The 13211-nt window shown below is 54.3% G+C and carries 7 protein-coding genes; all 7 read left to right on the top strand.

Translation table 11 applies throughout. The features are described from left to right. Nucleotides 1–214 precede the first annotated feature (214 nt). Entirely contained in the window at nucleotides 215–2251 is a 2037-nt protein-coding gene (locus tag T433_RS15810) for an autotransporter outer membrane beta-barrel domain-containing protein (protein ID WP_155808351.1), read from the top strand. A gap of 59 nt (nucleotides 2252–2310) precedes the next feature. Continuing rightward, on the top strand, nucleotides 2311–5055 hold the full coding sequence (locus T433_RS0104010; RefSeq protein ID WP_155808349.1) for an InlB B-repeat-containing protein: 2745 nt from the start codon (nucleotides 2311–2313) through the stop codon (nucleotides 5053–5055). Between the two features lie 149 nt (nucleotides 5056–5204). Continuing rightward, a complete protein-coding gene (locus T433_RS16140) occupies nucleotides 5205–6716 on the top strand; it encodes a ubiquitin-like protein (protein ID WP_248616478.1) in 1512 nt (503 codons plus the stop codon). Between the two features lie 149 nt (nucleotides 6717–6865). Then, entirely contained in the window at nucleotides 6866–8305 is a 1440-nt protein-coding gene (locus tag T433_RS0104000) for a hypothetical protein (RefSeq protein ID WP_027454944.1), read from the top strand. A gap of 94 nt (nucleotides 8306–8399) precedes the next feature. Further along, nucleotides 8400–10085, top strand: a complete 1686-nt coding sequence (locus T433_RS15805) for a leucine-rich repeat domain-containing protein (RefSeq protein ID WP_081778352.1) — start codon at nucleotides 8400–8402, stop codon at nucleotides 10083–10085. 49 nt (nucleotides 10086–10134) lie between these two features. After that, on the top strand, nucleotides 10135–10548 hold the full coding sequence (locus T433_RS0103990; protein WP_155808347.1) for a hypothetical protein: 414 nt from the start codon (nucleotides 10135–10137) through the stop codon (nucleotides 10546–10548). A gap of 94 nt (nucleotides 10549–10642) precedes the next feature. Next, nucleotides 10643–13211 (top strand): MBG domain-containing protein (locus T433_RS0103985; RefSeq protein WP_162164164.1); only part of this gene is annotated, 2569 nt, incomplete at its 3' end.

Here is a 13211-nt window from a genome sequence, read left to right as displayed (position 1 = left end):
ACAAAAGAATCCGTGGACGGCTCTTGCTTTAGGCAAGCGGCAGAGCCGAGCGGACTTCCCCCTGCGGGTCGTCGAGCTAAACCTTCTTGCTTTGGCAAGCGACTTCGTCGATTACTCTGCTCCGTCACTGTCTCACGTATCGTCACCGCATCGCCGGAGGCGACCAAACAAAAACGAAACAACAACAATAATAACATAATTAAATCAATTGCTTATGAAAAAAAGAATTCTAACCATGCTCGTGCTGCTGATGACGGCGGTGACGGGCGCGTGGGCAGAGTCGAAGCCAATCGGCCTGAACGTGGAGTATGAAGTTGGCGACGAGATTACCAGCACCACTGATGTTTACGTCTACTATGGTGAACAATCAGGCACTCTCAAAAAGATGGGTGTCAAGATTACCAGCACACAGCCGCTGACAATCTCTATGATATTCGACGATTCCTTTGAATTTAACGGTGATGACGCCGTGTATTATCTGCCTGATGGTGTTGCAACAGGAGGTTCTGCAGGGGCTATTCCTTGTGTCGGCGAAAGCACCGGAGATGCAACCGTAGTGCATGTAGCAAGCGGCAGCGGAACACTGGCCGATCCTTACGTCTTCGCACCTGGCTCAGCCTCTTCCGCCTCTGCCGGCTACACCGTTTCCATGAAGGAAGGCACCGAGGATGCCGACAAGTGGACCATCAATCCTAATCCTGCTGCGGAAGGTCAGACCGTCACCGCCACCTACAGCGGCACCAGGAGAGTGAAGAGCGTGAAGGCTGTGAAGAAGAGTGCTGCTAAAACTCTTGCTGAGGTTACTGCAGGTGATATTGGCAAGATAGTCGGAAAGGACGGCAAAATCTACGCCACGAAGGCCGATGCCGAGGCTGTGGCTACAGGAAATGCCGTGGCCATGATTGCCTACGTTGGCACAGCAAGCGACTGCACCCACGGTCTGGCTATCGCACTGGCCGACGAGAGTGACACGAAAAAATATGGGGATGCAGGTACAGCTTGCAGCGGCAAGGAAGCCGTTACAGGTGGCACATGGCGCTTGCCGTCCGAGAAAGATTGGCAGTATATATTCATCGGCTGTGGATCAAGCGAATCATACAGTGCTCCGACAGAAGGTATGAAGAAGAGCTACAGTGGGTTGGCATCTAAGCTCACTACGGCTCAGGGTGATGCCTTGCAGGCTGAATGCTACTACTGGTCGTCTACGGAGAGCAATCCCGGCTCCCACGCCTGGGGCGTGTACATTTATGGCGGCGGCAATGCTGAATTCTACGCCCCCAACGAGGGCAACGCATTCCGAGTTCGTGCCTGCCTCGCGTTCACCGTCGAGCAGTCGGCTCCGACTGGCAACATCGTTGACCTGTCGACGCTGACGGGCAACTACGAGGCGCAGAACGGCGAAGTGCTGACGGGCACGCTCGCTGGCAACTACAAGATTTCGATTGCCGACGGAGCCACCGTGACACTGGACGGCGTGACCATCAACGGCGTGAACGACATCAACTACGAGTGGGCCGGCATCACTTGTCTTGGCGATGCCACCATTATCCTCAGCGGTACGAATACTGTGAAGGGATTCTATGAGGATTATCCTGGCATCCAGGCTGCTGCTGGCAAGACGCTCATCATCAATGGCACAGGTTCTCTCACGGCCAGCAGCTACGGCTACGCTACCGCCATCGGTGGCGGAAGTGGTGTTGCTTGCGGCGATATTGAGATCCAGGGCGGCACAATCACCGCAACTAGTGGAGGACTTGGTGCCGGCATCGGTGGCGGATACAACGCTAGTTGCGGCAATATTACCATCAGCGGTGGAACCGTCATTGCTACAGGCGGAAATAATAGTGCTGGCATCGGTGGCGGATACAACGCTAGTTGGGGCAATATTACCATCAGCGGTGGAACCGTCACTGCTACAGGCGGACAATATGGTGCTGGAATCGGAGGCGGTAAAAGAGGTCCAGCGAGTTTCTCTTGTGGTAATATTATCATCAGCGGTGGAACCGTCACTGCTACAGGCGGTGATAATGCGGCCGGTATTGGCGGAGGTAGAGGTAACAATAACAAAAACTTTAGCAGTTGCGGCGACATCACGATTACTACAGGCGTAACCGAAGTGACTGCTACAAAAGGAAGTGATGCTACCAACAGTATCGGCGCAGGCTATTACGGCACTTGCGGCACAGTAACCATCGGCGGCAATGTGGGTGCTATTACCACTAGCCCATACACCTACCAGCCGAGCAACTAACGCCCCCTCGCGCGCGTATATAATACAAAAGGTATAAACAACATAAAGAAATACAATATATGAAAACAATATCAAGATATATAATGACGCTCGCACTGCTGCTCACAGCAGTCACGGGAGCGTGGGCACAAGACCCAACTCCAATCGACCTCACCCCCGACGCAACGGGTAAGATATGGACGCTGGCTGCGATGCCCGGCTCTGACATCGAGCTGCAGGTGGAATACTTCAACACCTTTGCCCTGACCCTGGGTGCAAATGCTAACGAGAAGGGTACCGTGGAGGTCATCAATGAGCTGACCGTCAACGACGGAACAATTGTCAACAATGTTGTTCCTGCCTACACTGGCTGGTTCGATGCAATGACCAAATCGCAATATGTCATTCCCGCTGCTAAGTTGAGCACGCTTAACGGCTGCAAAATCAAGAGCATGAAGTACTATGTCAGCGAAAACCGCAGTTGGACTTCTGAAAAGGACATCGACGTCTATGTGAAAGAGGTGGACTATACCACGATGACAGCCTTGGAGGACAAGGCCAACTGCACCACGCTCTATACCGGCAAGCTGACGGTTGCTAACGGCGAGGCGATTATCACCTTCGCTACGCCCTACACCTACAACGGCGGCAACCTGCTCGTGGGTCTTGAGAACCTTGAAAAAGGTAACTATATCGGTTTAAGCTTCTTTGGCATCGAAGCAGAAAATGCTTCGATGGGAGGCCATGGTGACAATTATAATAAGCAGGGATTCCTGCCTAAGGTCACCTTCGCCTATGACGATCCTAATATCAAGGACAATGGCGACGGCACGTATGAGGTGGAACCCGGCGCACAGATTACAGTCAAGGCTACTCCTGCCGAGGGCTACTACCTGAAGAACTGGAGCGACGACGAGACCAACAATGAGGCCATCCGCACCATCACTATGGAAAGCGACACAACGCTCACAGCCATCTTCGATAATTGTGCCGTCCTGACCATCGCTGCCAACGACGCCAGCATGGGTGTGGCTTATATTGTCAACGCACAAGAAAAGCTCGTTGATACGTTCGATACTGAACATACCAATGGAACTGTGACTTATTTCGATAATTATAACGACATTGTTAATGGTTACTGGGTCAACAACAATGATAATTATAATTATATTGGTGTTTATTGTAAGAGTAATAACTTAAATGTGAGCCGTGTCATATTCTATGGCTCTGGCGATAACAGCTACGAGGCCAGTGTCAGTGGCTATGAAGTAATGATTTATCTCAAGAACGGCAATACCTATAAGGACAGGGATTGCACCGAGCTGCTGTGGACGGGTGGCGTTCGCAAGCTCGATGTCTATGCTACTGAGTATGCTCTTCCAGAAGGCGTGAGCGAGACAACCACACCTGGCTCATACTACGTCGTTCCCGGTTCGAAGGTGCCTGTAGAGGCTGCTCCTTTCGTACAATATAGTTTCAGCGGTTGGAGCAACAGCGAGACGAAGGCTGCCTTTGAACTGACCGTCAACGAGACAACGATCCTCACCGCCAGCTTCGTGGCTAACCCAGTGCTCACCATTGCCCCAAACAGTGCTGAGATGGGTACCGTAAGCATACAGACTGTTGAGGGCGAAGGCCTGATAGCAGAAGTCGTGGCTGCCAACGTGGAAGGATCTGTTAATGTAGAAGGTATCGACATACATGCGCCCTACATTGCAGCTGAACAAACGGAATGGACAATCGGTGCCACTGATTATCCAGATCAAATCTCAATCAAGGACCAAAAGGTTTCTAGCGTCGTCTTCTACGGTCGCAACGGCCGCTATGTTTCGAAGTGTGACAACGATATGTATACCTCACGCACGATGGAACCCCAGGCGGCTCCCCGCAGAATATCTGCCATGGGCGGCAGAGTCTATCTCAAGGATGGCAACACCTACAGAGACGGGAATTGCACCCAGCTGCTGTGGAAGGGCGGCGTGACACGCATCGAGATCTACGGCAACGGCACAGTGCTGCCTGATGGCGTTGTAGCAATTAACGCAGAGGCTGGCATCTACACTGTGGCTCCCGGCACCGAAGTGACCGTAACTGCAACACCTGCAGAGAAATGTCATCTGCAGTCTTGGAGCGATGGTGCCGAGCTTAACGAGCAGAACACTAACACCTTCACCATGACTGCCGAGAACAAGATCCTCGTCGCTTCCTTCATGCCTAACACATACCAGTTAGTTATCGGCGCCGGCGAGTTCGCTACCTTCTATGAGGACTGGAACGTGAAGCTCGACGAGGACACGCCTGAGGGTGTGAACTTCTACACCATCGCCAGCGTTAGCGGCGAGACCGCCGTGCTGAGCACAGCTCTCGAGGGCGTTGTGGCTGGTCAGACTCCTCTGCTGGTTTACAACGGCACCGAAACAGTACTGCTGGTGACCATCGTTCCTACTACAGAGACTGCAGAGGCTACTCCTTCATTCGCTGAGCAGTTCCGTGGCACCGCCATCGACAAGGAGTTCACCGCTGCCGACATGGAAGCTGCCGACTTCTACGCTCTCTCTGGCGGCAAGATCTTCGTACAGGTAGAGGACGAGGGCACACTTGCCGCTAACCAGTGCTGGCTGCAGTTCAACCACGAGCTGACGTCAGGTGCCCGCAGCATCAACCTCGTGTTCGACGACGAGACAACCGCTGTTGAAAAATTGAAGAATTCAAGAATTGAAGAATTGAATGGCAACTGGTATGACCTGAACGGTCGCAAGATCAATGGCATGCCTACGAAGAAGGGCATCTACATGAACAACGGACGTAAGGTCGTGGTGAAGTAAAGACCCACCCCCAACCCCTCCCTGTTGAGGGAGGGGAGTAATTAGAAAAGAATAATGCGTGATTGATAGTAAATAAAATACGTACAGAGTGACTTCCCCCTCCCTCAACAGGGAGGGACGGGGTGGGTCCTTAAAATTTATATATGAATATGAAACAAAAGATATTTTCATTGCTCACCCTACTCATGATTGCCATGAGCATGAGCGCCATGCAGATATTCGTCAAGACAGTGACGGGAAAGACCATCACCGTTGAGGTGGAACCCAGTGACAGCTTCGAGAACGTCAAAGCCAAGATCGAGGACAAGGAAGGCATCCCTGTAGAAATGCAGAAACTCATCTTTGCAAGCCAAGTCCTCGAGGACAACAAGACACTGGCCGACTACAACATCCAGAAGGAGTCAACACTCCATCTGGTATTGAAAACCTTTTTCGACCTTACCGTCGGCGACAACGCTCATGGTGACATAGCCTTCAAGAAAGGCGAGAACACCGCGACCCGTGCCGAAGAGGGCGACGTGATAACCGTCATCGTCACCCCACAGGATGGCTGGGCTGTTAACGGCGTTGCTGCCAAGGCTTACACCACATGGTCGGCAGCCTCAAAAAGGGCTCCCAGCAGCATCCCTGTGGTCAACGGCATCGAGTTGACAGCTGGTCAGGCCGCTAACACATGGACCTTCACCATGCCTGCATCCAGTGCAAAGATCAGCGCCAACTATATCCCCGTGGCACAGTTCGCTACAGCTCCCGCAGCCGCTGAAGGCATCATCGCTGGCGAGGACAAGGCCATCGTCACTGCCGGTCAGACCGAGCAGGGCACCGTGAAGTATTTCGCTACCACCGCTCAGCTCGAGCAGGCTCCTGCCACCACCGCTGAGGGATGGACCGCTACCGTGCCCACCGCAGCCGGCTATGCCGACACAGAGGACTTCACCGTTTATGTATGGTACTACATCCAGGCTGGCGAAGGTTATGCCGACAGCGAGCCCCAGTGCATCGAAGTCACCGTGCTGAAGAACATCTACGGCGTTCGCTTCTCTGATGAAACTCCCGAGCTCGAACTCTGGAGCACCACTCCTGCCGAAAAGGCCAAGATGGGCACCAACGTCACCGTCACCTACACCGGCACGAAGAAAGTCATCGGCGTGAAGGCCGAGAAGAAGAAGTCTGTTACTGAAGGCAAGACCCTGGCCGAGGCAACGGTTGGCATGTTAGTAGGCTCCGACGGCAAGACTTACGCAGCCGCCGACAAGAACAACCTGCCCGAAGGCGTGACCGCCGTGGCTTTGGTATGCTACGTTAGTGACGGTCACGGCCTAGCACTCGCTCTGGCCGACGAGAGTGAAAAAATGACTTGGAAATCAGCCAATTCCACATGCTCTGGCAAGACACCGGCCGTTACTGGCTGCACATGGAAACTGGCCACCAAGGACGAGTGGAATAATATGATTAACGCTGCAGGCGGTTTCAGCGCCCTGCGCGATGGATTCAGCAGTGTCGGCGGCACGAATATGCTGTCGGGGTCGAATTACTACTGGTCGTCTACGACAACTGGTTATGACTGCGCGTGGAGCTGCACTTTCTCCACCGGCAATTGGACTGACGACTATGCGGACGACTATACCACTGACTATGTCCGTGCCTGCCTCGCGTTCTAACCCCTCTCGCGCGTATATAATATAAAAGGTATAAACAACATAAAGAAATACAATATATGAAAAATTCGATTAAGAGAGAGCAAAGTCAAGCTTGCTTGAACTTTGCCGAACGGAAGAATTTTCGGCTGCAAGCCAAATATAAGATAATAATGACACTCGCGCTGCTACTCACGGCAGTCACGGGCGCGTGGGCGGACGGCATTTCCGTCACCACTGAAGACTTCGGAAAGGTGATCTGCACCGACGGCAGTATCTACGCTACGGAAGGTGAAGCAACTGCAGCCAGCAAGACCGCTGCGGCCAAGATATTTTTCATCGACAATGTGAATAAGAAAGGCCTCGCCCTGGCGCTGGCAGATGAATCAGGCGCTATGGATTGGAGTACGGCCAAAACAACCGCAGCCGCTCACACTCCGGCCGTCACCGGTGGCACATGGAAGTTGGCCACCATGGACGAGTGGACCAATATGAGAGAAGCAGCGAAAAACTATCAAAACGACGAACATAATGGCCACAGTACCTTTAAAAATATGGCGAACTTGACCCAACGCTATTGGGTAAATACGGAGGACGAGTACGATTCCAATAACGCATATTACTACATACCCTACAGTGGAAGCCAATTTGGTTTTAGCACTGACCCTAAGACTAACAACAGTAGTTGTTATGTTCGTGCCTGCCTCGAATTCAACATAGCCTCTGCCGCCCCTGAGGTGAAATGGGACGCAGCAACGAAGACTGCAACCTTCACAATGCCCGGCAGCGACGTCGTGCTGACACCCATCTACGCCAAGGCAGCCGCATTCGCCACCACGGGCACCGAGCCCGAAGTGAAGACGCTGCTGCCCGAAGCCGCTGAAGGCGTCATCGCCGGCACCGACGCATCGCTCATCGCCGAGGGCACCGGCATCGTGGCCTTCGCCGGAACGAGCACCGAGGTTACGCAGGGCACGCTGATGTACGCCATCGGCACCTCAGCCACCGAGGCCCCCGCACTCACCGCCTTCAGCGCCACAGTGCCCACAGCTAAGGATATCGCTGACGAGGGCGCAGACGTCCTGATATGGTACTACATCAAGGGTGCTGGTACTCCCGACGGCCAGGAGGCTACTGCCGAGAACACCTTTAACGACTCGGAAATCTGCGAGACCCCAATCAAGGTCACCGTGCTCACCAACAAGTTCGACATCCAGTTCAACGCTGCCAACGCCAACACCATCGAGGCCGGCAAGGCCACCGTCACTGTAGGTGGCACAGCCGCCACCGTCACCGAGGGCAAGCTCCAGGGCGTGAAGATGGGCAGCGAGGTGAAGGTCAAGGCCAACACCGGCTACAAGTTCCGCAAGGTGGAGGTGAAGAAGGGGTCAGCACTGAAGACCCTCACCGTCTGCGGCAAGACCATCTACTACGCCGAGGGCGAGACATGGGCCGAGGCCATCCAGAACCACCCCACCGAGAACCAGGGCTGGGAGATATTCGATGGCGATGTGACCCATGAAAACTTAGGATACCTGTTCCAAAACGATGATTTTGTTCTCGGCACCGCTAAGATTGACCCCAACGCGTCATACAGCAATGGCAGCATTTAGCGCTGATCAGGCGACGGCTCTCTGATTCGTCAGAGCGCCCTCTCTCGCGCGTATATAATATAAAAGGTATAAACAACATAAAGAAATACAATATATGAAAACAATATCAAGATATATAATGACGCTCGCACTGCTCATCACGGCAGTCACGGGCGCATGGGCGCAGACGCAGTGGGAAAGCGGCGACTGCACCGTAACACTCAACAACGGCACGATGACCGTCAGCGGCAACGGTACCATGGCGGACTACCTTGACAATTCCGACCGGCCATGGGACGGCAACAGTGGAGACATCACCAGCGTGGTGGTGGAGAGCGGCGTAACATCCTTGGGCTTTAATGCCTTCAGCAGCTTCTCAACCATGACCTCCGTCACCCTGCCCGAAGGTTTGACGGCCATCGGCGGTATTGCCTTCAGCTACTGCAGCAGCCTGCCATCAATCACCCTGCCCTCAGGTTTGACGGCCATCGGCGCTGGTGCCTTCATAAGCTGCAGCAGCCTGACATCAGTCACCATCCCCTCGACGGTGACGAGCATCGGCAATAATGCCTTCTTGTTCTGCTCAGCCATATCGGACGTCAATCTCTACGCCAACCCGGACAACCTGACTTGGGGCGATTCCGGCATGGACTTCAAGTCAGGCAAGGCCACCCAGTGCCACGTGCTCGCCGAGCACCTGAGCACCTATCAGAACAAATTCAGCAGCGCCAACGTCACCTTCGTGGGCGACCTGCAGCCGCTGGCTACCTCCACCATCGAGGTGACCACCAACAAGGCTGAGAACGATACCGTCTTCACCGAGGCTTGGTTCAACATGCCCGCCTTCGACGCCACGGCCGAGTACGAGCTGGTGCGCGACATGAGCATCCAGATGACCGCCACCATGGGCGACGGCACCGACGGCGTGCGCTACCGCGTGAAGAAGGCACAGCAGGGCGGCGGCTATGAGCCCGCCGGCCTGGACATGATGCAGGTGCTGGCACTCGTAGCCGTGAACGACGGCATCGAGCAGAAAGCCCTCACACAGGATCAGGACTACTACTGCCGCATCTATAAGCTCGACGAGCAGACACTCCAGCCCGAAGGCGACGGCGTCATGCTCTACGACTTCGACTTCGCCCCCGGCCTCTACGCCCTCAAGGCCTTCGCCCAGGACGACAGCGACTACGCCGGCGAGACCGCCTTCAGCAACACCTTTAAGCTCTTCATGGGCTACGAGGTAGAAGTGGCCGCCAAGGAGTTCATCACCTACTATAAGGACGAGCCCCTCTACGTGGAGGACGAGGCCGCCGAGCTCTACACCATCAGCAGCGTAAACGGCGACCAGGCCGTGCTCAGCGACAGGAGCGACGCCATGCCAAGCAACACTCCAATGCTGGTTTATAACAAGAGCAATGAGACGAAGGTCATCCTCCTCATCCCATGCGCCGAGCCCGACATGGCTATCACCGTAGCACCTGAGTTCCAGGGCACCCTCACCGCCACCACCATCGCCGCCAGCACCGAGGGCCAGACCAACTACGCCTTCAACGGCAAGGCCTTCGTATTCGTGAAGAACGACCTCGCCATCGGTGCCAACAAGGCATGGCTGAGCGTCAACACTGGCGAGCCCAGCGCACGAATCACGCTCGTATTCGAGGATGCAACGAAGATTGCGAACACGAATCTCACGAATCTCACGAATGGCGAGTGGTACGACCTGAACGGACGTAAGCTGCAGAGTGTTCCGACCAAGAAGGGCGTTTACCTCTTCAATGGTAAAAAGGTCGTGGTTAAGTAAAGACCCACCCCCAACCCCTCCCTGTGGAGGGAGGGGAGTAATTAGAAAGATGAAAACAAAAACAAGAAAAACCCCACTCATGATGACCACGGTCTTCGACCTTACGTGTTGTCCTTCCGCGTTTGTGCCTGAGAGCGAGCTCTCGCACAACGTGGAAGCCCACCACGGTTTGGTTCCCAAACTTGGTCATCACGAGTGGAAAAACCCCGCTTCGCTGAAAAACCATTTTTCTCAGTACATTGCTGTTATGAGTGGTTGCGCAGCCGGTTTTCTCGGTTTTTCCTTGATGAGAAAAGAGTCCCTGAAAGGGATAACGGTATTTGGTGGAAGGCTGCTGGGCGACTGGGGTCTTCAGAGTAGACACCAAATGTGTCTACGGCCCCACAAAGGGGAGCAAATCACCATTTGCGACGGAGGGGGTGAAACCCTTGCACACAAGCAGAATTACGACAGATGGCGTTAATACGCTGACAAGAGTATCTTTCTCAGCAAGGGGTTTTCAAGGTTTTTGTTACAGAAAACAGTTAATGAGAAATAACAATAAAGAAACTATGAATATGAAAAGGAAATTATTTAGTTTGCTTGTGCTGCTGCTAACCGCAGTGACGGGCGCGTGGGCCGATGCCACGATTGCTAAGCTCTGGGTCGGCAACTCTGAAGAAGTAACGAGCGAAGGCACTATTACTGGCACAGGTGCCACTGAAGGTACGGCATCGGTAGCCATTGAAAACGGTAGCATGGTGCTCACGCTGAACAACTTCAAGTTTAATGGTTGCGGCTATAACGACAGTGGCATTTATTATCAAAGTGATGCAAACGGAAACACCCCTCTTATCATCAAGATAGAAGGTGACAACGAAATTACATTACCCGGTGGCACAGATAAATCTCTTTACGGCCTCTTTTTATATGGCGGTAATGGTGATCATGTTTTCACCATCACTGGCTCTGGCAGCCTGACTGTTACAGTGGGAGATGGCAATTTATCGAATGGCATTTTTGTTCAGCAGGCCGATCTCGTATTAGCCGGTGGAACTGTGACAGCGAATGCAGGCAGTGCAGGAGCTGAATTTAAAAGTTTAGGTGTATCGGTTCCGCAGGGCACATTAACCATTGACGGTTGTACGCTGAAGGCTTCCGGTAGCACGACAAGTGAAAGTCGCGGCGTTAATGTCAAGAATAATGTAACAATCAAAAGCGGAGAACTCGAAGCGTATGGATATTCGAAAGGCATAAAGAACTCTGGTGGCGATGCACTGGTTTTTGCCGAAGGCGTGACTCCTACATTGTTCAAAGCCGGCGACAATGAAGCATCAGCTACGGACGTTTCTAAGTATGAAGGTCAGAAGTACCTGCATGTTGTCTGCACCGGTGGAGATGAACCTGCCGCTCCCACTGGCGACGGTGTGAACTATGCGCTGAGTGTAGGCACGAACGCTCAGGGTAGCGTGAAGTTCTACGTGGGCGAGAACGAGGTGACAAAGGCCAAGGAAGGCGAGACCGTCACTGTCGTCGTTACGCCCAACACGGGCTGGGTGGTCAACCAGACCAGCGGACAGTGGGGCGCAGCCATTGCCAAGGCTCCCCGCCGCGCACAGGCCGGCATCGGCCTGCTGCAGGACTTCGAGCTCACCAAGCTGCTGGGCCAGGACAACACCTGGTCGTTCGTCATGCAGCGCGCCAACGCTGAGATCAGCGTGACGTACAAGAAGCTGCTCACCAATCAGGACATCACCATCGAGGACATCACCGCCCTGACCTATACCGGCCAGGCACAGGAGCCCGTCGTCACTGTGAAGGACGGTCAGACCGTTCTTACCAAGGATGTGGATTACACCGTGGCTTACAGCAACAACACCAACGCTGCCCTCGCTACCGCTACTGAGAATGCTCCGACCGTGACCATCACCGCCGTCAGCACCAGCGAGAAGTACAGCGGCGAGACCACGAAGAAGTTCACCATCAACAAGAAGGCACTGACCGTCACTGCCGACAACAAGAGCGTGACCTTCGGCGACGATGCTCCCACCTACACCGAGAGCTACGACGGCTTCGTGAACAACGAGACGAAGGCTGTCCTGGGTGGCACGCTGGCTCTGGCCTGCAGCTACGTGAAGAACCAGAGCGGCGCCGGCAACTACGACATCACGCCCAGCGGACTAACCTCAAGCAACTACGACATCACCTTTACGAAGGGTACGCTGACCGTGGGCAAGAAGGCCCTGGAGGACGGCTTCATCGCTAACATCGCATCGCTGGTTTATAACGGCGTGGCACAGGAGCCCGCTCCCGTGGTGACCTTCAACGGCATGACGCTCGTGAAGGGCACGGACTACAGCGTGAGCTACGAGAACAACGTGAACGTGGGCACTGCCACCGCTACCGTCACCGCGCTTGCCAACAGCACGAAGTATAGCGACACGGCATCGAAGACCTTCAGCATCACGAAGAAGCCGCTGACCGTCACTGCCGACAATAAGCAGGTGACCTATGGCGACGATGCTCCTCAGTACACCGTTTCTTACGACGGCTTCGTGAACAACGAGACGAACGCTGTCCTGGGCGGCGAGCTGGCACTGGCCTGCGACTATGTGAAGGACCAGAGCGGCGTGGGTAATTACACCATCACGCCCAGCGGATACACCTCTGACAACTATGCCATCACCTTCGCCAACGGCACACTGACCGTAGGTGAGAAGGCGCTGGAGAACGGCTTCATCGCCGACATCGACGCGCTGACATACACCAGCGAGGCTCAGACCCCTGCTCCCGTACTGACATTCCACGAGATGACGCTCGTAGCCGGCACCGACTACACCGTGGCTTACAGCAACAACACGAACGCTGGCACCGCCACCGTGACCTGCACCGGTCAGGGTAACTACAGCGGACAGGCACAGAAGACGTTCACCATCAATCCCGCCCCGCTGACGGAGGCTACACTGAAGGATACGCTGTTCATCTTCAACCCCTTCGGTCCGGAGCCGCAGACGGCTGAGGTTGACGTGGTGAAGGCTGGCGAACTGATCGTTCCCGCCACCGACTACACCGTAAGCGATGATACGCAGACCGACCTGGGAGACTACCAGCTGACCGTCACAGGTAAGAACAACTTCCAGGGCATCG

Origin of the sequence: Xylanibacter brevis ATCC 19188 (genome assembly GCF_000621725.1) — a bacterium.
In the GTDB taxonomy this organism is placed as follows: Bacteria; Bacteroidota; Bacteroidia; order Bacteroidales; family Bacteroidaceae; genus Prevotella; species Prevotella brevis.
This window is presented reverse-complemented; position numbering and strand designations above follow the sequence as displayed.

Excerpts from the sequence above, each read along its gene's own strand:
- T433_RS0104010 (WP_155808349.1), top strand. The coding sequence starts at position 2,311 with ATGAAAACAATATCAAGATATATAATGACGCTCGCACTGCTGCTCACA.
- T433_RS16140 (WP_248616478.1), top strand. The coding sequence starts at position 5,205 with ATGAAACAAAAGATATTTTCATTGCTCACCCTACTCATGATTGCCATG.
- T433_RS0103990 (WP_155808347.1), top strand. The coding sequence starts at position 10,135 with ATGAAAACAAAAACAAGAAAAACCCCACTCATGATGACCACGGTCTTC.
- T433_RS0104000 (WP_027454944.1), top strand. The coding sequence starts at position 6,866 with ATGACACTCGCGCTGCTACTCACGGCAGTCACGGGCGCGTGGGCGGAC.
- T433_RS15810 (WP_155808351.1), top strand. The coding sequence starts at position 215 with ATGAAAAAAAGAATTCTAACCATGCTCGTGCTGCTGATGACGGCGGTG.
- T433_RS15805 (WP_081778352.1), top strand. The coding sequence starts at position 8,400 with ATGAAAACAATATCAAGATATATAATGACGCTCGCACTGCTCATCACG.